19 protein-coding genes and 1 riboswitch are annotated in these 21,464 nt (G+C 70.4%); of the genes, 10 read left to right on the top strand and 9 right to left on the bottom strand.

Going from position 1 to position 21,464, the window contains the following annotated elements:
- Positions 1 to 78 precede the first annotated feature (78 nt).
- Together ABZ725_RS23130 and ABZ725_RS23125 are read left to right on the top strand one after the other, a co-directional pair.
- On the top strand, positions 79 to 657 hold the full coding sequence (locus ABZ725_RS23130) for a DUF485 domain-containing protein (protein ID WP_358804462.1): 579 nt from the start codon (positions 79 to 81) through the stop codon (positions 655 to 657).
- Entirely contained in the window at positions 654 to 2,246 is a 1,593-nt protein-coding gene (locus ABZ725_RS23125) for a cation acetate symporter (protein ID WP_351909569.1), read from the top strand. Before ABZ725_RS23130 ends, ABZ725_RS23125 begins: the two co-directional genes overlap by 4 nt.
- Before the next feature lie 46 nt (positions 2,247 to 2,292).
- Here the strand turns inward: ABZ725_RS23125 and ABZ725_RS23120 are convergent, their stop codons facing one another.
- Positions 2,293 to 2,985, bottom strand: a complete 693-nt coding sequence (locus ABZ725_RS23120) for a response regulator (protein ID WP_358804461.1) — start codon at positions 2,983 to 2,985, stop codon at positions 2,293 to 2,295.
- Positions 2,986 to 3,147: 162 nt separating this feature from the next.
- Between ABZ725_RS23120 and ABZ725_RS23115 the strand changes: the two genes are divergently transcribed.
- From ABZ725_RS23115 to ABZ725_RS23105, 3 genes are all read left to right on the top strand, one after another.
- Positions 3,148 to 3,963, top strand: coding sequence for an ABC transporter ATP-binding protein (locus ABZ725_RS23115; RefSeq protein WP_358804460.1), 816 nt, complete (start codon positions 3,148 to 3,150; stop codon positions 3,961 to 3,963).
- Entirely contained in the window at positions 3,953 to 4,816 is an 864-nt protein-coding gene (locus tag ABZ725_RS23110) for an ABC transporter permease (protein ID WP_358804459.1), read from the top strand. The genes ABZ725_RS23115 and ABZ725_RS23110 overlap by 11 nt, the downstream gene beginning before the upstream one ends.
- Positions 4,817 to 4,883: 67 nt before the next feature.
- Positions 4,884 to 5,945 (top strand): ABC transporter substrate-binding protein, encoded by a 1,062-nt coding sequence (locus tag ABZ725_RS23105; RefSeq protein WP_358804458.1) that lies wholly within the window; start codon positions 4,884 to 4,886, stop codon positions 5,943 to 5,945.
- Positions 5,946 to 6,024: 79 nt separating this feature from the next.
- Here the strand turns inward: ABZ725_RS23105 and ABZ725_RS23100 are convergent, their stop codons facing one another.
- The 6 genes from ABZ725_RS23100 to ABZ725_RS23075 all read right to left on the bottom strand — a co-directional run bounded on the left by ABZ725_RS23100 (position 6,025) and on the right by ABZ725_RS23075 (position 11,990).
- Entirely contained in the window at positions 6,025 to 6,705 is a 681-nt protein-coding gene (locus ABZ725_RS23100) for a response regulator (protein ID WP_351909579.1), read from the bottom strand.
- Positions 6,702 to 8,372, bottom strand: coding sequence for a sensor histidine kinase (locus ABZ725_RS23095; protein ID WP_351909581.1), 1,671 nt, complete (start codon positions 8,370 to 8,372; stop codon positions 6,702 to 6,704). Before ABZ725_RS23095 ends, ABZ725_RS23100 begins: the two co-directional genes overlap by 4 nt.
- A 129-nt stretch (positions 8,373 to 8,501) precedes the next feature.
- On the bottom strand, positions 8,502 to 9,446 hold the full coding sequence (locus tag ABZ725_RS23090) for a sucrase ferredoxin (protein WP_358804457.1): 945 nt from the start codon (positions 9,444 to 9,446) through the stop codon (positions 8,502 to 8,504).
- A 138-nt stretch (positions 9,447 to 9,584) separates the two neighbouring features.
- Complete coding sequence (locus tag ABZ725_RS23085; RefSeq protein ID WP_358804456.1) at positions 9,585 to 10,841, bottom strand: citrate/2-methylcitrate synthase; 1,257 nt, start codon at positions 10,839 to 10,841, stop codon at positions 9,585 to 9,587.
- Positions 10,842 to 10,917: 76 nt separating this feature from the next.
- Positions 10,918 to 11,157: a hypothetical protein gene (locus ABZ725_RS23080; protein WP_351909587.1), complete on the bottom strand. Its 240-nt coding sequence runs from the start codon at positions 11,155 to 11,157 to the stop codon at positions 10,918 to 10,920.
- Between the two features lie 275 nt (positions 11,158 to 11,432).
- Positions 11,433 to 11,990: a DUF6082 family protein gene (locus tag ABZ725_RS23075; protein ID WP_358804455.1), complete on the bottom strand. Its 558-nt coding sequence runs from the start codon at positions 11,988 to 11,990 to the stop codon at positions 11,433 to 11,435.
- 324 nt (positions 11,991 to 12,314) lie between these two features.
- Between ABZ725_RS23075 and ABZ725_RS23070 the strand changes: the two genes are divergently transcribed.
- Complete coding sequence (locus ABZ725_RS23070) at positions 12,315 to 13,385, top strand: GTP-binding protein (protein WP_358804454.1); 1,071 nt, start codon at positions 12,315 to 12,317, stop codon at positions 13,383 to 13,385.
- On the opposite strand, the gene ABZ725_RS23065 is transcribed toward ABZ725_RS23070, so the two are convergent.
- On the bottom strand, positions 13,382 to 15,838 hold the full coding sequence (locus ABZ725_RS23065; RefSeq protein ID WP_358804453.1) for a DNA topoisomerase IV subunit A: 2,457 nt from the start codon (positions 15,836 to 15,838) through the stop codon (positions 13,382 to 13,384). The genes ABZ725_RS23070 and ABZ725_RS23065 overlap by 4 nt on opposite strands.
- A gap of 277 nt (positions 15,839 to 16,115) precedes the next feature.
- Between ABZ725_RS23065 and ABZ725_RS23060 the strand changes: the two genes are divergently transcribed.
- From ABZ725_RS23060 to ABZ725_RS23045, 4 genes are all read left to right on the top strand, one after another.
- Positions 16,116 to 17,459, top strand: coding sequence for a pitrilysin family protein (locus ABZ725_RS23060; RefSeq protein ID WP_358804452.1), 1,344 nt, complete (start codon positions 16,116 to 16,118; stop codon positions 17,457 to 17,459).
- Positions 17,456 to 18,844 (top strand): pitrilysin family protein, encoded by a 1,389-nt coding sequence (locus ABZ725_RS23055; protein WP_358804451.1) that lies wholly within the window; start codon positions 17,456 to 17,458, stop codon positions 18,842 to 18,844. Before ABZ725_RS23060 ends, ABZ725_RS23055 begins: the two co-directional genes overlap by 4 nt.
- 224 nt (positions 18,845 to 19,068) lie before the next feature.
- A riboswitch (cyclic di-AMP (ydaO/yuaA leader) is annotated at positions 19,069 to 19,235 on the top strand.
- Positions 19,236 to 19,246: 11 nt separating this feature from the next.
- Positions 19,247 to 19,990 carry a M23 family metallopeptidase gene (locus ABZ725_RS23050; protein ID WP_351909599.1) on the top strand — a complete coding sequence of 248 codons (744 nt, stop codon included), beginning with the start codon at positions 19,247 to 19,249 and terminating at the stop codon, positions 19,988 to 19,990.
- 188 nt (positions 19,991 to 20,178) lie between these two features.
- On the top strand, positions 20,179 to 20,874 hold the full coding sequence (locus ABZ725_RS23045) for a GntR family transcriptional regulator (protein WP_351909601.1): 696 nt from the start codon (positions 20,179 to 20,181) through the stop codon (positions 20,872 to 20,874).
- Positions 20,875 to 21,023: 149 nt separating this feature from the next.
- On the opposite strand, the gene ABZ725_RS23040 is transcribed toward ABZ725_RS23045, so the two are convergent.
- Positions 21,024 to 21,305 (bottom strand): HPr family phosphocarrier protein, encoded by a 282-nt coding sequence (locus ABZ725_RS23040; protein ID WP_351909603.1) that lies wholly within the window; start codon positions 21,303 to 21,305, stop codon positions 21,024 to 21,026.
- Positions 21,306 to 21,464: the final 159 nt, after the last annotated feature.

Here is a 21,464-nt window from a genome sequence, read left to right as displayed (position 1 = left end):
GGCCCGTCGGTCACCTGAAGGGGTGAAGCGTGCGGGGAACAAGAGTCGGGGATCTTCCCGTTCTGTCCATCCTTGGGCATGCAGTCAAGCAACGGTCGTGTCCGCGTCGACGGGGACGGCCCCGAGACCGGCGGCCCCACGCCACATGCCCGCCAATACCACCGAGGCCAGGGTCAGACGTTCCTCGACACACCAGGAGACGATCGCTACGAGGACCCGTGGTATGGTGCGCTCGCCTCGGGCTGGGGCGAGTCGGTCGGCGTAGGTGCGCCCGTGGCCGAGGTTCCGGAGGCACGTCGGGAGCGGGAGACCGGAGCCGTGGCGGCGGCACAGGTCTACCTCGAAGTGCAGCGCAGCGCCGCGTTCCAGGAGGTGCGCAGCCGGTACCGGCGGTTCGCGGTGCCCGCCGTCGCCGGGTTCTTCATCTGGTATGTGGCGTATGTCGTGACCGCCACGACCGCGCCCGACTTCATGGCGCGGCCGGTGGCGGGCGCGGTGAACGTGGCGTTGCTCGCCGGGCTCGGACAGTTCCTCAGCACGTTCCTGCTCACCTGGGCCTACGCCCGGCACGCACGGCTGCGCCGGGATCGCGCTGCGCTCGATCTGCGTTGGGACACCCAGGAGTTGACGCGTGAGGCGACGGGCGGTGCGTCATGACCGGCGACCACCAGACCCCGGCGTTGCTGCTGTTCAGTGTCTTCGTAGCGGTCACGTTGGGCATCACGACCTGGGTGAGCCGCAACCGGCACGGTTCGGAAGAGGAGTTCTATGTCGGCGGGCGGCTGTTCTCCCCGATGGAGAATGGTTTTGCCATCGCGGGCGACTACATGTCGGCCGCCTCCTTCCTCGGCATCTCCGGGCTCATCGCGCTCTTCGGGTACGACGGCCTGCTGTACTCGGTGGGCTTCCTTGTGGCCTGGCTGGTGGTGCTGTTCCTCGTCGCCGAACTGGTGCGCAACTGCGGGCGGTTCACACTCGCCGACGTGGTCGCCGCGCGGATGAGCGAACGGCCGGTACGGATCGCCGCGGGAACTTCCTCGGTCACCGTGTCCGTTCTCTATCTGGTGGCGCAGATGGTGGGTGCGGGCAGCCTGGTCGCGCTGCTCCTCGGGAACACGGGAGAGGCGGCGCAGTCCTGGGCGGTCATCGGGGTCGGCGCGCTCATGGTCATCTATGTGTCGTTGGGAGGGATGCGGGCCACCACATGGATTCAGATCGTCAAGGCGGTTCTGCTGCTGGGCGGCACCATCACGCTCACGGTGCTCGTCCTGGTGCGCTTCCACGGTGACTTCGACCAGTTGCTGCGCACGGCGGCCGAGCGCAGCGGGCACGGCGCCGCGTTCCTGGCGCCCGGGTTGAAGTACGGCGGGGACTGGACCGCACGCTTCGACTTCATGAGCCTGGGGCTCGCCCTGGTGCTGGGTACCGCAGGGCTGCCGCACATCCTGTCCCGCTTCTACACCGTGCCGACCGCGCAGGCCGCCCGGCGCTCGGTCGTCTGGTCGATCGGACTCATCGGCGGCTTCTACCTGATGACCATCGTCCTGGGCTTCGGCGCGGCGGCGATCGTCGGCCCGGAGGCCGTGCGCGGTTCGAACGCGGCCGGGAACACGGCGGTTCCACTCCTGGCACTCGACCTGGGGGGCGGCGCCGACTCCACGGGTGGAACGGTCTTGTTCGCGGTCGTGGCGGCCGTCGCCTTCGCCACCATCCTCGCCGTCGTCGCCGGAATCACGCTCGCCTCCTCGGCGTCGGTGGCACACGACCTGTATGCCTCCCTGCGTCGCCGCCAGGCCAAGCCCCGCAGCGAGGTCGCGGTGGCACGGGTCGCCGCCGTGGGCATCGGCGTGGTCGCGATCGCCCTCGGCCTGCTGGCCCGCGACCTCAACGTCGCCTTCCTCGTCGGGCTCGCTTTCGCCGTCGCCGCGTCCGCGAACCTGCCGGTCCTGCTGTACTCGCTGTTCTGGCGGGGCTTCACCACGCGGGGCGCGGTGTGGGCGGTGTACGGCGGGCTGCTCCCGGCCCTGGCGCTCGTCGTGCTGTCGCCGGTGGTGTCGGGCAGCCCAGAGTCGCTCTTCCCGGACGTGGACTTTCAGTACTTCCCGCTGCAGAACCCGGGCCTGGTCTCGATTCCGTTGGGCTTCCTGGCGGGCTGGCTCGGCACGGTCACCTCGGCCGAGGTCGCCGACGAGGCCAAGTACGCGGAGACCGAGGTGCGGTCACTGACGGGGGCGGGTGCCGCGTAGAAGTGTGGCTTCGCCGCCGTACTGCGCATCGGGTCCTGGCTCGCGGTTACGGCGCCACCCAGGCATAGCGGTGTTCCGGGCGGCCCGTGTCGCCGTACTTGAGGGAGAGGTGCAGGCGGCCGGCCTGTTCCAGGTGGCGGAGGTAGCGCTGGGCGGTGGAGCGGCTAAGGCCGGTCTCGGCGGCGACCTCATGGGCCGACAGCGGGTGGTTGGCTCGATGCAGGACGGTGCAGATCAGGTCCGTGGTCGGTTCCGAGTGGCCGCTCGGCAGGCCGGGCGAGGTCGCCGTCGGCGCGGTGCGCAGGGCGCCGAAGATGCGGTCGACCTGCTCCTGGCCGGCGATGCCGTGGCCGCCGACCCGGTCGACAGTGCGGCGCAGGGCGGCGTACGAGTCGAGACGCGTGCGCAGCGCCGCGAAGGTGAACGGTTTGACCAGGTAGTGCAGGGCGCCCAGCCGCATGGCGGTCTGCACCGTGGTGACGTCGCCGGCCGCTGTGATCATGATGACGTCGGTGCCGTGGCCCTGCTCCCTCATGCGGTGCACGAGTTCGAGGCCGGTCCCGTCGGGAAGGTAGTGGTCGAGCAGGACCAGGTCGATGTTCCCGCGCTGCACGGCGGCGAGCGCCTGGGCGGCACTGTGCGCGCGGGCGGCCACCCGGTAACCGGGAACCTTTCCCACGTACTTGGCGTTGATCTCGGCGACACGGAAGTCGTCGTCCACCACCAGGACGTCAATCATGGGGCCCTCTCTCCGTGGCGGCCAGGCGGGCGTTAAGCCTGTGTTTCGGCTTCGCTGTTGTAGCGCGCGCAGAACGAGCACAACAGGCTTTTGCAAGCAAAAGAAGCGCATGCGCCCACAAGACTGATGCTGTCTCGCCGGTCACCTCTACGGTCCCGGGCCATGAGCGCACACACCAGCCCCGCCATCGAGCTGCGGGGTGCGAGCAAGGTCTTCAAGACCCCGTCGGGAGCCCCGCACACCGCTGTGCGGGAACTCGACCTCACCGTCCGGCAGGGCGAGTTCGTGGCCGTCGTCGGACCGACCGGCTGCGGAAAGTCGACCACGTTGACCCTGGTCAGCGGATTGGAAGAGCCCACCCAGGGCGAGGTGCTGGTCGCCGGGCAGCCCGTGCGTGGCGTCGGCGACAAGGTCGGTTTCGTCTTCCAGCAGGACGCGACGTTCCCGTGGCGGACGGTCCTGTCCAACGTCATGGCGGGCCCCCGTTTCCGCGGTGTGCCCAAGGCGGAGGCGAGGCGCAGGGCCCGCGAATGGCTGGCCCGGGTCGGACTCACCGCGTTCGAGGACCGCTACCCGCATCAGCTCTCCGGCGGTCAGCGCAAACGCGTCGCGCTCGCCGCGACCTTCGTCAACGACCCCGAGATTCTGCTCATGGACGAGCCGTTCTCCGCGCTCGACGTGCAGACCAGGGCTCTGATGTCGGACGAACTCCTCGAACTGTGGGAGGGCACGGGCGCGTCCGTCGTCTTCGTCACCCACGACCTGGAGGAGTCCATCGCGCTGGCCGACAAGGTCGTCGTGATGACCGCCGGCCCCGCCACCGTGAAGCACGTCTTCGACATCGACCTGCCGCGGCCACGCAGGGTCGAGTCGGTGCGTCTGGAGCCGAGGTTCATCGAGATCTACCGCGAGATCTGGGAGTCCCTCGGTGAAGAGGTCCGCATCACCCGTGAAAGAGGTGCCGCCCATGTCGCCTGACGTTCTCGAGCCGCCGCTGGTCGACACGGTCAAGACGGCGGACCGCGCCCACTCACGCGCGCGTGCCGCACGCAAGCGCAAGGTCGTCGTCGCAGCGTCCCGCGTTCTGCTGCTGGTGGCCGTGCTCGCCCTGTGGGAGGCGCTCGCCCGAGCCAAGGTCATCGATCCGTTCAACTTCTCGATGCCCACGAAGATCTGGGACCAGATCTACACCTGGGTGACGCACGGGACCGCGCTCGGCTCCCTGGGCGAGCAGATCTGGTACACGCTCTACGAGGCGCTGCTCGGCTGGATCATCGGAGTGGTCACCGGTGTCGTGTGCGGTATCGCGCTCGGGCGGATCACCTTTCTCGCCGACATCCTTGGTCCATACATCAAGGTGCTCAACTCCATACCCAGGATCGTGCTGGCCCCGATCTTCGTGATCTGGTTCGGTCTCGGCCCGGCCTCGAAGGTCGCCTCGGCCGTCGTCCTGGTGTTCTTCCCGGTCTTCTTCAACGCCTTCCAGGGCGCCCGCGAGGTCGACCGCAACCTCGTCGCCAACGCCCGCATTCTCGGCGCGAGCGACCGCAGGGTGACGCTCCAGGTGGTCATCCCGTCCGCCACCTCCTGGATCTTCACCAGCCTCCACGTCAGCTTCGGCTTCGCCCTGATCGGCGCCATCGTCGGCGAGTACATCGGCGCGACCAAGGGCATCGGCCTGCTCGTCGCACAGTCGCAGGGCACGTTCAACGCGGCCGGCGTGTACGCCGCGATGGTCATCCTCGCCGTTGTCGCGCTGGCCGCCGAGGGGCTGCTGACCTTCGCCGAGCGCCGCATCTTCCGCTGGAAGCCGTCGGCCTCCGACAGCTGACCCGTCGTTGAACGATCCCCTCTCCTCCCCCTCCCCGCATCGCCTCTCACAAGGACGTGAACCCGCCATGCGCACAACCGTCAGATACACCGCCCTGGCAGCCGCCGGCCTGCTCGCCCTCGCCTCCCTCACCTCCTGCGCCAACGACGCGGCCAGTACCGCCTCCACCGGCTCCGACAGCAAGGGCGACGGCAAGGGCACGAAGGTCAAGATCATGGTCGGTGGCCTGGACAAGGTCATCTACCTGCCCGCCATGCTCACCCAGCGCCTCGGCTACTTCGACGCCGAGGGACTCGACGTCGAACTGTTGAGCGAACCGGCCGGTGTGCAGGCCGAGACCGCGCTCGTCTCCGGCCAGGTCCAGGGCGCCGTCGGCTTCTACGACCACACTCTCGACCTCCAGGTGAAGGGCAAGGAGGTGGAGTCCGTCGTCCAGTTCTCGCACGCGCCCGGCGAGGTGGAGATCGTCTCCACCAAGGCGGAGGGCGACATCGCCTCGCCCAAGGACTTCAAGGGGAAGAAGCTCGGCGTCACCGGGCTCGGCTCCTCGACCGACTTCCTCACCAAGTACCTCGCCGTGAAGAACGGCGTGAAGGTCAGCGAGTTCACCCCGGTCGCCGTCGGCGCGGGGCCGACCTTCATCGCGGCGCTCCAGCAGGGCGCCATCGACGGCGGTATGACGACCGACCCGACCGTGGCGACGATCCTGGACAAGAAGGCCGGCAAGATCCTCCTCGACATGCGGACCCCGAAGGGCTCCGAGGAGGCGCTCGGCGGACCGTATCCGTCGTCAAGTCTGTACATGCAGACGGACTGGGTCAACGGTCACAAGGACACCGTCCAGAAGTTGGCCAATGCATTCGTCAAGACGCTCAAGTGGATGTCCACACACAGCGCGAGCGAGATCGCCGACAAGATGCCGGCCGACTACTCGCAGGGCAACAGCATGCTGTACTCGGTGGCCATCCAGAACACCCTGCCCATGTTCACCAAGGACGGCGTGATGCCCCAGAACGGCCCCGAGACCGTCGAGAAGGTCCTCAAGGCGTTCAACCCGAACATCCAGAACGCGGACGTCGACCTGAGCAAGACCTACACGACCGAGTTCGTGGACAAGGCGACGGGCTGACGGTCGAGTAGGCGGCGGCCCCGCATCCGTATCCAAGGAAGGGGCACGGTTCCTTCCCCCGCCCCCAAGAACCGTGCCCTCAGGCGCGGGTCGCCCACACGTAACGGTGTTCCGGGCGGCCCGCGTCGCCGTATTTCAGGGTCAGGCGGGCCCGTCCCGTGCGCTCCAGGAGCTTCAGATAGCGCTGGGCGGTCTGGCGGCTCACCCCGGTCCGGTCGGCGATCTCCTGGGCCGACAGCGGCCCCTCGGCGTTCATCAGGGACTGCCGCACGAGTTCGGCGGTGGTGGGGGAGTGCCCTTTGGGCAGACCGGGCTCCGAGGAGGCGGACAGCGCGCCGAAGATGCGGTCGACGTCGGCCTGTTCGGCCTCGCCGCCGCCGTCGAGGGTGCGGCGCAGATCGGCGTACGCCTCCAGCTTGGCGCGCAGCCCGGCGAAGGCGAACGGTTTCACCAGGTACTGCAGGGCGCCCTGGCGCATCGCGGCCTGCACGGTCGAGACGTCCCGGGCGGCGGTCACCATGATCACGTCGGTCTGGTGGCCGCGCCGGCGCATCTCCTGGACCATCTCCAGGCCCGTCTCGTCGGGCAGGTAGTGGTCCAGCAGGACGAGGTCCAGGTGCGGCAGCAGCTCCAGCTGGCGCAGCGCGTCGGCGGCGTTGTGGGCCTCGCCGGCGACGTGGAAGCCGGGCACCTTTCCGACGTAGGCGGCGTTGACCCGGGCGACCCTGGTGTCGTCGTCCACGACCAGGACCTCGATCATCGGGACTCCTCCTCGACGGCGCTCTTCGCCGGTGCGGCGAGGGCGGGTTCCAGTTCGGGCTCCGTCAGCGCCTCGGGCAGGACGACGGTGAACTCGGCGCCTCCGCCGGCGGCCTCGCCGACCGTGGCGCTGCCGCCCTGCCGCTCGGCGAGCCTGCGCACCAGGGAGAGCCCGATGCCGCGCTTGCCGTGCGCGGGCGGCTTCTTCGTGGACCAGCCCTCGGTGAAGACCAGCTCGCGCTGCTCGGCCGGGATGCCGGGGCCGGTGTCCCACACCCGCAGTACCGCGGCCCGGCCGTCCGCACGCAATTCGATCTCCACGCGTGCGTGCGGTGTGCCCGCGACGGCGTCGAGCGCGTTGTCCACCAGGTTGCCGACGACCGTGACCAGCCCGCGCGGGTCGATCAGACGGTCGGGCAGCCGGGTCCGGTCGGAGACCCAGAGGGCGACCCCGCGCTCCGCCGCGACGGTCGCCTTGCCGACCAGCAGGGCGGCGAGCAGCGGGTCCTCGATCTTCTCGGTCACCTGCTCCGAGGTGGCCCGGTGATCGCCGACCACCTCCCCGACGAACTCCACGGCGTCGTCGTACATCTCCAGTTCGAGCAGCCCCAGCAGCGTGTGCATGCGGTTGGCGTGCTCGTGGTCCTGGGCGCGCAGCGCGTCGATGAGTCCGCGCGTCGAGTCGAGTTCGCGGCCGAGCTGTTCCAGTTCCGTGCGGTCGCGCAGGGTGGCCACGGCGCCGCCGTCGTCGGTCGGCATGCGGTTGACGACGAGGACCCGCTGTCCGCGGACGGCGATCAGGTCGGTGCCGGTCACCCGGCCGGCCAGGACGTCGGCCGTGCGTCCCTCGCCGAGCGCCTGGTCGGGCGCCTCGCCCACCACCTCGTTCCCGATGCCGAGCAGGCGCTGGGCCTCGTCGTTGAGCAGCCGGACGCGGCCCGCGCGGTCCAGGGCGACCACCCCCTCGCGGATGCCGTGCAGCATCGCCTCGCGCTCGGCGAGCAGCGCGGAGATGTCGGAGAACGCCAGGTCGCGGGTCTGGCGCTGGACTCGCCGGGAGATCAGCCAGGCGGCCAGCGCGCCCACGGCGAGGGCGCCTCCGGCGTAGGCGAACAGCCCGGGGATCGCGTGGATGAGGCGGGCCCGCACGCTGTCGTACTCGATGCCGACCGAGACGGCTCCGATGATCTTGTCGTCGGCGTCGCGCAGGGGCACCTTGCCGCGGGCCGAGCGGCCCAGTGTGCCGCTGTCGATCTCCATGACCTCCTCGCCGGCCAGGGCCTGGCTCGGGTCTGTAGAGACATGGCCGCCGACCTGCGCGGTGTCGGTGTGCGACCAGCGAGTGCCGTGCAGGTCCATCACCACGACGTACTCGGCGCCGCTGGCCTTGCGGATCCGCTCGGCCTCCCGCTGCACGGGTCCGTCGACCGACGGCTGCGTGCTCTGGAGGTCCTCGGCGATCTGCGGCACCGCCGCGGTGGTCTGCGCGATGGCGAGCGCACGGCGCATCGCCTGGTCGTCCAGCTGAGCGCTGAGCGGCGCGAGGAACAGCCCGGTCGCGAGCACCACGACTCCCGCGGCGATCGCCAGCTGCATGAGCAGGAGCTGCGAGAACATGCGCCTCGGCATTCCGAGACGCAGGCGACGGGCGGGGGGAGTGGGGCTCATACCCAAGAAGGTACGTGGGTGGGCGGGCGCAGCCGTAGGGGTGGGTGAGGTGGATCTCTTGACCGACTCAAGAGGAAACGGTTCGGCCGTGTCCGCGCGGGGCGTGATCGAACCGTGTGCGAGGGCGGCTCAGCCCGCCGCTGCCGAGCCCGCCAGTTCGTGCAGGGCCACCACGTCCATCCGCGCGGGTGAACCGAGCACCGACGTGCCGCAGCTTTCCGGCCGGGGCGGCTGCGCGGCGCCCTGGGCCACGACGACCTGCCAGTGACGTCCGTCCGTGTGCGCGACGGTCACCTCCCAGCGCGGAGCGCCGCCGGTGGTCCGCACGATGCTCAGCACCTCCGCCGCGTCCTCGCCGGTCGCCGCCCGCACGGCCAGCTCCGCCGCCTGGCCGGGCCGTTCCCAGGCCGAGCTCCCGCGGCACCCCTCCACGACGATCCGCCCCTCCTGGACCCCGTGCAGGACCTCCTTGACGGTGTGGGCCTCGGCGCGGCCGTACGCGTATCCGTGCGGCAGGACGAGCAGGGTGGGAGAGAAACGATGACCCCCCAGATGGGTGACCTCCCAGGCGCCCTGTACCCCCGAGGCGGCGAGCTCCGCGGCCAGCGGACGGCCGAGGAGCGCGCAGCAGCGGTCGCGCTTGCCGTTGGTGCAGACGAGGGCCAGGGGGTCGCCGGTGTGGGCCCGGCCCCGGAGGGCGCTGTCGAAGGTGTGGTGCTCGCCCCGGCCGAGGGCGGCCATGTCGAGGTCGAGCAGCCGTCCGGGGTCGGTGGTCGTGGCGCTGTGCAGCCAGATGTTGCCCGGCGTGGTGTGGGCCGCGTACACGTGCCGTACGGGCGGCGGCATGCCCGGGTCGGCGTGCCGGCCGGGGCGGCGGATGAGCGCGATACGCACCCCCGTGTCCTTCGCCGCCGCCTCCAGGGCACGGCCCAGCGCCGGGTCGAGGTGGCTCGAAGTGAGTGCATCGGCTCCCCACGGACCGGGCTGCTCCAGCAGGAGCCAGGTCCTGGCGGTGGCCGCGGTGCCGGAAATGGGCTCGTCGAGGTTCCGCGAGACGGTCGCGCACGTACTCACAGAGGTGAGCCTAACCTGACTTGACGGCCGGCGACTTCCTATCGCGCCTGTGGAACGCTGTGGAGTCGCCGGGCCCGGGCTGTGCGTGCCGGCCGCACCCGAGGTCACACCGCGCGCGGTCCGGCCACCGCAGGATGCCTACTCCGGCAAGGGCTGTGGTGGCTTAGGGCCCACGTAGTGGCCGCTGGGCCGCATCCGCAGGGGGCGCTCGCCGTACTCCTCCAGGGCGTGGGCGATCCAGCCCGCCGTACGGGCGACGGCGAAGATCGTCTCGCCGGCCGAGGACTCCATGCCGCAGGACGCGGTGAGGACGGCGAGCGCCAGGTCCACATTGGCGTGCAGCGGTGCATGGCGGGCGGTCGTGGCGACGACGTCCCGGGCGGCGGCGAGGGCGGGTGCGGCTTCGGGAATGTCCTCCAAGAGGGCGAAGAGGGCACGCGCGCGTGGGTCCTCGCCGGGGTAGAGCGGGTGGCCGAGACCGGGAACGCGACGGCCGGCCCGCAGTTCCTCCGCGATCACCGGGACCGCGCTGCCGAGGTCGAGCACGTCGAGGAGCATCCGGTGGGCGAGCCCGCTCGCCGCGCCGTGCAGGGGCCCCTCGAGCACGCCGAGCCCGGCGGAGACGGCCGCGTAGGCGTGTGCGCGGGCCGACGCGGCGACGCGCACCGCGAGCGTCGAGGCGGCCAGGTCGTGGTCGACGAGCAGGCCGAGCGCCGTGTCGAGGACGCGCAGTTGCGCCGGTTCGGCTGGGCGTCCGCTGAGCCGGCCCCACAGGCGCAGGGCGAGGGAGCCCTCGTCGCGGTGGGTGGGCCGCTTCGGGGGCAGGGCGGCGACGAGGGTGGGGATCAGGATGCGAGCGGTGCCGAGGACCGCGTCCTCGGACAGGTCGAACCGCAGGGGGTCGACGGCCGCCGCGGCGACGGCGGCGACCCGCAACCGGTCGGTGGGGCCGGTGTGTTCGGGCAGCGCCTCGACGACACGGCGGGCGGCCGACACGGACGCCTCGGGCGCGGTGAACGTGACCCCGGGGCGCAGCCGGCCCGTCCAGAGCCACTCGGCGACCTCTTCGTAGGAGTGCCCGGAGACCAGGTCGACCGCGTCCACGCCTCGGAAGTAGTAGCGGTCCTTGTCGATGAACGTGACGTGTGTGCGTACCGACAGCTCCGCCCCGGACCCCGGACTCCCGCTGCTCTCCCGCCTGTTGCGGCGCGCCAGCGCGCCGACCTCCTGGGGGTCGAACGTGCTGCCCCGCCCGCCGGGCGTGCGCCTGCTGCTCAACTGGCCGCGGCTGACGTACGCGTACACGGTCTCGGGTTTCACCCCGAGCGCCTCGGCGGCCTCCTTGGTGCTCAGCCGTCGTTCGGGGTGGCCGGGGCCGGGTTCTTGATCGCGCATGGGGGTCACCGTATCCACCCGTACGAGGAAGGCCCGGCGTCGCGACGGGGCGAGCCGGGCCGGTTTCTCGGGAGGGCTAGAGGTCCGGAATATCGGCCTTTGCGCGCAGGAGGGTCTCGCGCGTGATGACGACAATGCGCTCGTGCTCACCGCGTGAGGCGTCGGAGGGAAGGCCGGGGTCCAGTGAATCCGTGGCATCCGTGCCGATAACTGCGAAATTGCCGTCGGCAAGTTCAAAAATATCGGGGCAATTCGCTCCGCTCGTGCTTCCCCGAGCGTGCGGAGATGCACCGATCCGACGGATGATCTGACTCACTGTTGCTTCCCTTGGGTCCGTTGGCTTTCGCACGACGACTACGCGGTGCAAGGCGGGCCCTGTGGGGTGCGCTCGTCATCCGGCGGCGTAGGCGACGATCTGGTGGGGTCCTCTACGCGATCAAGCGCGAGTCAACTCCCTGACGTCCCACTCAACTCTCAACTTCATCGGTTCGTTATGGGCCGTGGGTGTGAACTCCGGAAGCGGGGAGCGCGGCCGCGCGCGTGAGCCCTCGGCCTCCGAAGTGCGCCGAGTGCGTCGGGGCCGCGCTGCTTTCACGGAGTCGGCGGCTCGCCCACGACCCACCATTCGTCGGTGTCCGACTCCTCGAGTTGTGTCAGGAGTTCGTCCACCATACGGCCGAGTTCCGCTTCGTCCGAGCCGTCCGCAATGGTGGCCCGTTGATGTCTGGTCGCGTACCAGTACTCCCGTACGACGGGATTCTGCAGAATGCCCCGGATGTACCCGAAGAACTCTTCGCGGGAAATATTGCCGATCCGGTAATAAAACAGCGTGTTCGTGTAGAGGGCGTTGGCGTAGATGTACTGGCGCCGCTGCTTGGTGGAAACGGGTGCCTCGAAGAGGTCCAGCACCTCTGCCAGTTCGGGGTCGTCGATGGCTTTGCTCAGCAATTCCCAGTGCAGGCGTTGCTGGTTGGCCAGGTTGGTGTGCTGCTGGGAGTGGGCGGTGCGTTCCAGGTGTTCCAGTCGCACGCGGAGTGCCTCCAGCGCATGGCGTTGTGCCGCCATGGTGATCAGAGCACCGGCGGCCATGCCGACGGCCGCCGCGGCGGCTGCACCGAGTCCGCGTACCCCAAACCTCTGTGTGGCCATGTCAAGAACTCCCGATCGGGCGGCCGTGCGCCGGTCGTCGGGGTGCAGGTGGACGTGACGGGGACCGGCGAGCGGTGGGCGGCGCTTGCCGCCTCCCAGAGTGCCGAGCGGCTCTGATCGGCGGGGGAGGCGGAGGGGAGGCGCACAGAGGGAAGCGAGGGTCGCACGCCAGGGCGCCTTGCCACAGGTCTGCCCCGCAAATGCTGCTAACAAGCGTTCACTTCGCGGGGTTTCCTCCGGCTCGTATCCTGGGACCGCATTCATTCCTCGCACGCGCGCCCGGCCGCGAGCCGGTGCACGCGCGGCGTGTCAGAGAGGTCGCACGTGTCGCACAGCCGCAGTCCGCAGCAGATCCCGGTCGTCGTGCTCGCCGGATTCCTGGGCTCCGGCAAGACGACCCTGCTCAACCATCTCCTGCACCGCAGCGGAGGCAGCCGCATCGGGGCGATCGTGAACGACTTCGGCGCCATCGAGATCGACGCCATGGCCGTGGCCGGCGCGCTCGGCGACTCCACCGTCTCCCTCGGCAACGGCTGCCTGTGCTGCGCCGTCGACGCCAGTGAACTCGACGTCTACCTCGAACGGCTGGCCAGGCCTTCCGCCGGCATCGACGTCATCGTCATCGAGGCCAGCGGCCTCGCCGAGCCTCAGGAACTCGTGCGGATGGTCCTGGCCAGCGACCACCAGGGGATCGTCTACGGCGGGCTCGTCGAGGTCGTCGACGCCGCCGAGTTCGACGAGACCCGCGCGAAGCACCCCGAGATCGACCGGCACCTCGCCCTCGCCGACCTCGTCGTGGTGAACAAGCTCGACCGCGCGCCCGACGCCGACCGCGTCCTCGCGCTGGTCCGCTCCCTCACCGACCGGGCCGCCGTCGTACCCGCCACCTACGGCCGTATCGACGCCGAACTCCTCTTCGACTGCCGGCCGAGCGAGGAGCGCGTCGGGCAGCTCTCCTTCGACGACCTGCACGACCATGCCGGGGACGGTCACGCCGACCATCTCCACACCGCCTACGACAGCCTCTCCTTCCGCTCCGAAGTCCCCCTCGACCCGCGCCGGTCGATGGAGTTCCTCGACAGCAGGCCCGAGGGGCTCTACCGGATCAAGGGGTACGTCGACTTCGGCCCGCACGACCCGGCCAACCGGTACGCCGTGCACGCCGTCGGGCCCTTTCTGCGCTTCTACCCGGAGCCCTGGGCGGCCGCCGACGCCCGTCTCACCCAGCTCGTCCTCATCGGCTCCGGCATCGACACCGCCGCCCTCGCCAAGGAACTCGACGCGTGCACGAGCGACGCCCCGCACGCCGACGAGCACGGCATGTGGGGCGTCCTGCGCTACGTACAGGCTCCCGTCGAGGACGGGGACCTGCTGGATCCTCCGGACGAGGCCTAGACCGGCCCGGCCACCACCGACACCGTCTTCGCCAGCGACACGCCCGAACCGTCACGGCGTGGGTCCATCTCCGGGAGGTCGGCCGGCAGGCCGTTCTTCTGCGCCGCCTTGGCCGGGACGGGGCCCGCCCAGGCCAGCGACAGGCAGTCCTCGCCCTTGAGGAACCGCTGACAGCGCACACCGCCGGTGGCGCGCCCCTTGCGCGGATACTGGTCGAAGGGGGTGAGCTTGGCGGTCGTCTGGACGGAGTCGTCCAGGGTTCCGCGTGAGCCCGCGATGGTGAAGACCACCGCGTCCACCGCGGGGTCCACGGCCGTGAACGAGATCACCTTCGCGCCCTCGATCAGCTTGATGCCCGCCATACCGCCCGCCGGACGGCCCTGCGGGCGCACCTGCGCGGCCTGGAAGCGCAGCAGTTGGGCGTCGTCGGTGATGAAGACCAGATCCTCCTCACCGGTGCGCAGCTCGACGGCGCCGACGATCCGGTCGCCGTCCTTGAGGGCGATGACCTCCAGCTCGTCCTTGTTGGTCGGGTAGTCGGGCACGACCCGCTTGACCACACCCTGTTCCGTGCCCAGCGCCAGACCCGGGGACGACTCGTCCAGCGTGGTCAGACAGACCACCGTCTCGTCGCCCTCCAGGGAGACGAACTCCGCCAGCGGGGCGCCGCCCGAGAGGTTCGGCGCCGACGCCGTGTCCGGGAGCTGCGGCAGGTCGACGACGTTGATCCGCAGCAGCCGGCCCGAGGACGTGACCGCGCCGATCTCCCCGCGCGCGGTGGCCGGCACCGCCGAGACGATCACATCGTGCTTGGTGCGCCGGTCGTCCTCGTCCTGCGCGAAGGGCTCGCCGTTCGCCGTGCGGGCCAGCAGGCCCGTGGAGGACAGCAGGACGCGGCAGGGGTCGTCCGCGACCTGCAGGGGCACGGCGGTGGCCGTGGAGCCCGAGGACTCCAGCAGGACCGTACGGCGCTCGGTGCCGAACTTCTTCGCCACCGCGGCGAGTTCCGCCGAGACCAGCTTGCGCAGCTCCGCGTCCGAGTCCAGGATCCGGGTCAGCTCCGCGATCTCCGCGTTGAGCCTCTCCTTCTCCGCCTCCAGCTCGATGCGGTCGAACTTGGTGAGCCGGCGCAGCGGGGTGTCCAGGATGTACTGCGTCTGGATCTCCGACAGCGAGAAGCGCTCCATCAGGCGCTCCTTCGCCTGCGCGCTGTTCTCGCTGGAGCGGATCAGCCGGATGACCTCGTCGATGTCGACGAGCGCCGTCAGCAGGCCCTCCACCAGGTGCAGCCGGTCACGGCGCTTGGTACGCCGGAACTCGCTGCGGCGGCGCACCACGTTGAAGCGGTGGTCGAGGTAGACCTCCAGGAGCTCCTTGAGGCCCAGCGTGAGCGGCTGGCCGTCGACCAGCGCCACGTTGTTGATGCCGAAGGACTCCTCCATGGGCGTCAGCTTGTACAACTGCTCCAGGACCGCCTCCGGCACGAAGCCGTTCTTGATCTCGATGACCAGGCGCAGGCCGTGCGCGCGGTCGGTGAGGTCCTTGACGTCGGCGATGCCCTGGATCTTCTTCGAGCCGACCAGGTCCTTGATCTTGGCGATGACCTTCTCGGGGCCGACGGTGAACGGCAGTTCGGTGATGACCAGACCCTTGCGGCGGGCCGTCACCGTCTCCACCGCGACCGTGGCGCGGATCTTGAAGGTGCCGCGGCCGTTCTCGTAGGCGTCCCGGATGCCGGAGAGGCCGACGATCCGGCCGCCGGTCGGCAGGTCGGGTCCCGGGACGAACTTCATCAGGGCGTCCAGATCCGCGCCGGGGTAGCGGATCAGATGGCGGGCGGCCGCGATGACCTCGCCCAGGTTGTGCGGCGGCATGTTCGTGGCCATGCCGACCGCGATCCCTGACGCGCCGTTGACCAGCAGGTTCGGGAAGGCGGCGGGCAGCGCCACCGGCTCCTGCTCCTGGCCGTCGTAGTTGGGCGTGAAGTCGACCGTGTCCTCGTCGATCGACTCCGTCATCAGGCTCGTCGCCTGGGCCTGGCGGCACTCGGTGTACCGCATGGCGGCCGGCGGGTCGTCGTTGCCGAGCGAGCCGAAGTTGCCGTGGCCGTCGACCAGCGGCACGCGCATGGAGAAGGGCTGGGCCATGCGCACCAGGGCGTCGTAGATCGACGCGTCGCCGTGCGGGTGCAGCTTGCCCATGACCTCGCCGACGACACGGGCGCACTTCACATAGCCGCGCTCCGGGCGCAGGCCCATCTCGTTCATCTGGTAGACGATGCGGCGATGCACCGGCTTGAGGCCGTCACGGGCGTCCGGTAGGGCGCGGGAGTAGATGACCGAGTACGCGTACTCGAGGAAGGAGCCCTGCATCTCGTCGACGACGTCGATGTCGAGGATCCGCTCCTCGTACGAGTCGTCGGGCGGCGGGGTCTTCGTGCTGCGGCGGGCCATCGCTGCCGGCTCCTTGCTGGGGCGTGTGACGGGATCTGACGCGGACCATTGTGGACCGTGGCACTGACAGCGCGGGCGTGGACCCGGCGTGGGCGGTCCGGCCCCGCACGCAGAGGCACCTCCTCCACGGCTGCCCGCAGGCTACGCGATCTCGCTCTCGGCGTATGTCGCCCGGGAACTTCGCGGACCGTCCGCACGCTTGCATACAGTGGCAGGACCGGCAGGAAAACCGCGGTTTCGACGACCGCGTCCGCGATCGGAAGGGACGTACATGCCCATGGGTCACACCGCCACAGCCCAGGCAGGCTCCGGGGGCCTGACAGCGACCGAGCACCGCCTGGCCAACGGCCTGCGCGTGGTGCTCTCGGAGGACCACCTGACCCCCGTCGCGGCGGTGTGCCTCTGGTACGACGTGGGCTCGCGCCACGAAGTCAAGGGGCGTACCGGCCTTGCTCACCTTTTCGAGCACCTGATGTTCCAGGGCTCCGGCCAGGTCAAGGGCAACGGCCACTTCGAACTGGTCCAGGGCGCGGGCGGCTCGCTCAACGGCACCACCAGCTTCGAGCGCACCAACTACTTCGAGACCATGCCCACCCACCAGCTGGAGCTCGCTCTCTGGCTGGAGGCCGACCGCATGGGCTCCCTGCTCACCGCGCTCGACGACGAGTCGATGGAGAACCAGCGCGACGTCGTCAAGAACGAGCGCCGCCAGCGCTACGACAACGTCCCCTACGGCACCGCGTTCGAGAAGCTGACCGCTCTCGCCTACCCGGACGGCCACCCCTACCACCACACGCCGATCGGCTCCATGGCCGATCTGGACGCGGCGACCCTGGAGGACGCGCGGGCGTTCTTCCGCACGTACTACGCGCCCAACAACGCGGTCCTGTCCGTGGTCGGCGACATCGACCCGGCGCAGACCCTCGCCTGGGTCGAGAAGTACTTCGGCTCCATCCCCGGCCACGACGGCAAGCCCGCTCCGCGCGACGGCTCGCTGCCCGAGGTCATCGGCGAGCAGCTGCGCGAGATCGTCGAGGAGGAGGTGCCGGCCCGCGCCCTGATGGCCGCCTACCGACTGCCGCAGGACGGCACGCGTGCGTGCGACGCCGTCGACCTGGCGCTCACCGTCCTCGGCGGCGGCGAGTCCTCCCGGCTCTACAACCGCCTCGTGCGCCGTGACCGTACGGCTGTGGCGGCCGGGTTCGGCCTGTTGCGGCTCGCTGGGGCCCCCTCCCTGGGCTGGCTGGACGTGAAGACGTCCGGGGATGTCGAGGTGCCCGTCATCGAGGCGGCCATCGACGAGGAGCTCGCCCGGTTCGCCGCGGAGGGCCCCACGGACGAGGAAATGGAACGCGCCCAGGCCCAGTTGGAGCGCGAGTGGCTCGACCGGCTCGGCACGGTCGCCGGCCGCGCCGACGAACTGTGCCGGTTCGCCGTCCTGTTCGGCGACCCGCAGCTCGCCCTGACCGCAGTCCAGCGGGTGCTGGACGTGACGCCCGAGGAGGTGCAGGAGGTCGCCAAGGCCCGTCTGCGCCCCGACAACCGCGCGGTGCTCGTCTACGAGCCGACCGCCGCCGAAGCCCCCGCCGACCAGGACGAGAACGAGGAGGCGGCCCGGTGACCGAGCTCGCCACGATGGACTTCCACCCCCAGCCCCGGGCCGGCGAGGCCAAGCCGTGGGCGTTCCCGGCGCCCGAGCGCGCCGCGCTCGCCAACGGTCTGACGGTCCTGCACTGCCACCGCCCCGGCCAGCAGGTCGTCGCCGTCGAGATCCTCCTCGACGCGCCGCTGGACGCCGAACCGGCCGACCTCGACGGCGTCGCCACGATCATGGCGCGCGCGTTCTCCGAGGGCACCGACAAGCACTCCGCCGAGGAGTTCGCCGCCGAGCTGGAGCGCTGCGGCGCCACCCTGGACGCGCACGCCGATCACCCCGGCGTCCGGCTCAGCCTCGAAGTGCCGGCCTCGCGCCTGCCCAAGGGCCTCGGCCTCCTCGCCGACGCCCTGAGGGCGCCCGCGTTCGCCGACAGCGAGGTCGAGCGCCTCGTCCGCAACCGGCTGGACGAGATCCCGCACGAGCTGGCCAACCCCTCCCGGCGCGCCGCCAAGGAGCTCTCCAAGGAGCTGTTCCCGGCCACCGCGCGCATGTCCCGCCCGCGCCAGGGCACGGCGGAGACGGTCGAGAAGATCGACTCCGCGGCGGTGCGCGGCTTCTACGAGAAGCACGTCCGCCCCGCCACGGCCACCGCCGTGGTCGTCGGCGACCTCACCGGCGTCGACCTGGACGCGTTGCTGAGCGACACCCTGGGCGCCTGGACGGGCTCCTCGGCCCAGCCGCGGCCGGTGCCGCCGGTGACCGCCGACGACACCGGCCGGGTCGTCATCGTGGACCGTCCCGGCGCCGTCCAGACGCAGCTGCTGCTCGGCCGTATCGGCGCCGACCGGCACGACCGCGTGTGGCCCGCGCAGGTGCTCGGCACGTACTGCCTCGGCGGCACCCTCACCTCCCGCCTGGACCGCGTCCTGCGCGAGGAGAAGGGCTACACGTACGGCGTCCGCGCCTTCGGGCAGGTCCTGCGGTCCGCCCCGGACGGCTCCGGCGCCGCGATGCTCGCCATCAGCGGCTCCGTGGACACCCCGAACACCGGTCCCGCCCTCGAGGACCTCTGGAAGGTGCTGCGCACCCTCGCCGCCGAGGGGCTGACCGACGCCGAGCGTGACGTCGCCGTGCAGAACCTGGTCGGGGTGGCGCCGCTGAAGTTCGAGACCGCGGCGGCCGTCGCGGGCACGCTGGCCGACCAGGTCGAGCAGCACCTGCCCGACGACTTCCAGGCGACGCTGTACCAGCAGCTCGCCGCGACCGGCACGGTGGAGGCCACCGCGGCGGCCGTGAACGCCTTCCCGGTGGACCGGTTGGTGACCGTTCTGGTGGGCGACGCGGCCCAGATCAAGGCGCCGGTCGAGGCCCTCGGCATCGGCGAGGTGAAGGTCGTGTCCGCGGAGTAGGCCGCGGAGCAGTCACGGAGCGGACCCGGCAACGGCACGCGCGTGTAGGGGCCCTGGTCGACGGAAGCGTCACCAGGGCCGCTAGATGTCCGAATTGGGGCGGAGGTTGCCTGTCTGCCCTGTGGGATGCGCTACAAAAACCGGGATTCGTTTGAGGATTGAAACCGGCCCCGCTTAGCTTCGTGCGGGCTGTTCGTCAGGCAGTGCGCCGCAGCCGCGGCACCGGACAGTCATCGCCGAGTCCCCGTACGGCGCGAGCCAGGGGAGCCGGGGACCCACTTGTGAAGTCCCTGGGGTGAATCGGACGCCCGCGTGAACGCGAGGGGGTCCGTAGGAGACCTTCCTGCTCCGAACCCGTCAGCTAACCCGGTAGGCGAGAGGGAAGGAAAGGACACCCCTGTCTTGGCGATCACCTACGCCACCGGGAAGCACCGTCGGCCCAGCCGGATGCAGCGGACCACTGTTCGCGCGGCGGGTGTCGCGGCGCTCACCACCACCGGTGTCATGGCCACCGTCGCCTCCACTCCGGCCCTCGCCGCCGAGCCCACGCCCGAGCAGACCGGGCTGATCCCCGTCGTCACGGTCGGCGAGTCCGTCGCCGAGCAGCTCGACGACCAGGTCGCCGTGCAGAAGCACGCAGCCTTCGAGCAGGCCGCCCGCGAGGCCGCCGCCAAGAAGGCGGTGGAGGAGCGCGAGGCACGCGTGCGTGCCGCCCGCGAGGCCGAGCGCAAGCGCCTCAACGCCTTCGTGCTGCCGATCACCGGCTCCTACGTGTCCACCGGCTACCAGGCCAGCAGCTCCCTGTGGTCCTCCGGCAGCCACACCGGCATCGACTTCCACGCGGCCAGCGGCACCACCGTGCACGCGGTCGGCCTGGGCACCGTCGTCGAGGCCGGCTGGGGCGGGTCGTACGGCTACGAGGTCGTGATCAAGATGAACGACGGGACGTACACCCAGTACGGTCACCTGTCGTCCATCGAGGTGTCGGTGGGGCAGCAGGTCACCCCGGGCCAGCGGATCGCCCTGTCCGGCGCGACCGGCAACGTCACCGGCCCGCATCTGCACTTCGAGGCCCGCACCACCGCCGAGTACGGCTCGGACATCGACCCGGTCGCCTACCTTCGCAAGCACGGCGTGAACGTCTGACGACGCACGGCGACAGATCGTTCGGCCCCGGCCCTCCCGGCCGGGGCTTTCGTCGTTTTCGAGATCCTGTTGTCCAAAAAATATGCACGGATTCCAGTCCGCCATCGGAAATTCCCGCTGATTGCAATAGAGTCACGGAACACACGTCAATCGTCGACGTTTCACGGGGATTAAGGCGGAGGTCCGTCATGCGTATTCCGGCGCACTCGGTGTGCACGGCCATCCGGGACGACATCGTCGCGGGTGTCTACGAGCGCGGCAGCCGCCTCACGGAGGAACTCCTCGCCCGCCGCTACGGCGTTTCCCGTGTGCCCGTCCGGGAGGCGCTGCGCACGCTGGAGGCGGAGGGCTTCGTGGTCACGCGGCGGCACGCGGGCGCGTGCGTCGCCGAGCCGACCGAGCAGGAGGCTGCGGACCTGCTGGAGATGCGCATGCTGCTGGAGCCGCTCGGCGCCTCCCGGGCCGCCCAGCGGCGCACCGAGGCCCATCTGAAGGTGCTGCGCGGTCTCGTCCGGCTGGGCCAGGAGCGGGCCAGGAGGGGCAACAGCGAGGATCTGCGCTCCCTGGGGGGCTGGTTCCACGAGACGCTCGCCCAGGCCTCCGGAAGCCAGGCCCTGACCTCGATGCTCACCCAGCTGCGCCACAAGATCGCCTGGATGTACGTGGTGGACGCTCCGGCCGACCCGGTGGAGTCCTGGGGGGAGCACGGCGCGATCGTGGACGCGGTGGCGCGCGGCGACGGGGAGCGCGCGCGTGCGGTCACGGCGCTGCACACCGAGCGCGCGACGGCCGTGCACCGGCTGCGCTTTTCCGGCGGAGTGGAGCGCGTCGACCGTGTGAGGACTTCGCAACCTCCCGTAAACATGACGGGTCTGCGGCATTAACACGGGGGCCGTATACAAAGAGGAGTTAATTCGTGGGGCGCTATTTCTGCTGCCCATAAGCGGGAAATTCAAAGGGCTCGCCCGACAATTCGGACGAGCCCTTCGGTGTTGCGGGACGACGACTTTAAGGCAGCGCGCCGTCAGGGTTTTCAGACGGTCTCGGGGAGCTCCTCGAGACCCTCGGCGACCAGCTTCGCGAGCCGGTCGAGGGCAGCGTCCGCGCCCTCGGCCTCGGACGCGAGGACGATCTCCTCGCCGCCCTTGGCGCCCAGGCCGAGAACGGCCAGCATGGAGGCCGCGTTGACGGGGTTGCCGTCGGCCTTGGCGATCGTCACGGGGATACCTGCGGCCGTGGCGGCCCGGACGAAGATGGAAGCGGGGCGGGCGTGAAGGCCCTCGGCCCAGCCGACGTTGACGCGGCGCTCAGCCATGTGATGCTGCCCTTCAGTGTCTCAGGTTGTCTAGACCAGTGTTCCACACGTGAAGCGTGGGAGGGACGGTCCATGCGTCCCGTCCCGACGTGGTCGTCGGATCGCGGCCTCGATCCGACGTGCGTCCTCCACAGACTGCCTCGCGCCGTTGTCGTACGC

Origin of the sequence: Streptomyces sp. NPDC006872, from assembly GCF_040635845.1 — a bacterium.
Taxonomy (GTDB): Bacteria; Actinomycetota; Actinomycetes; order Streptomycetales; family Streptomycetaceae; genus Streptomyces.
The sequence above is the reverse complement of the archived record's forward strand: the minus strand, read 5'-3'. Positions and strand labels throughout refer to the sequence as shown.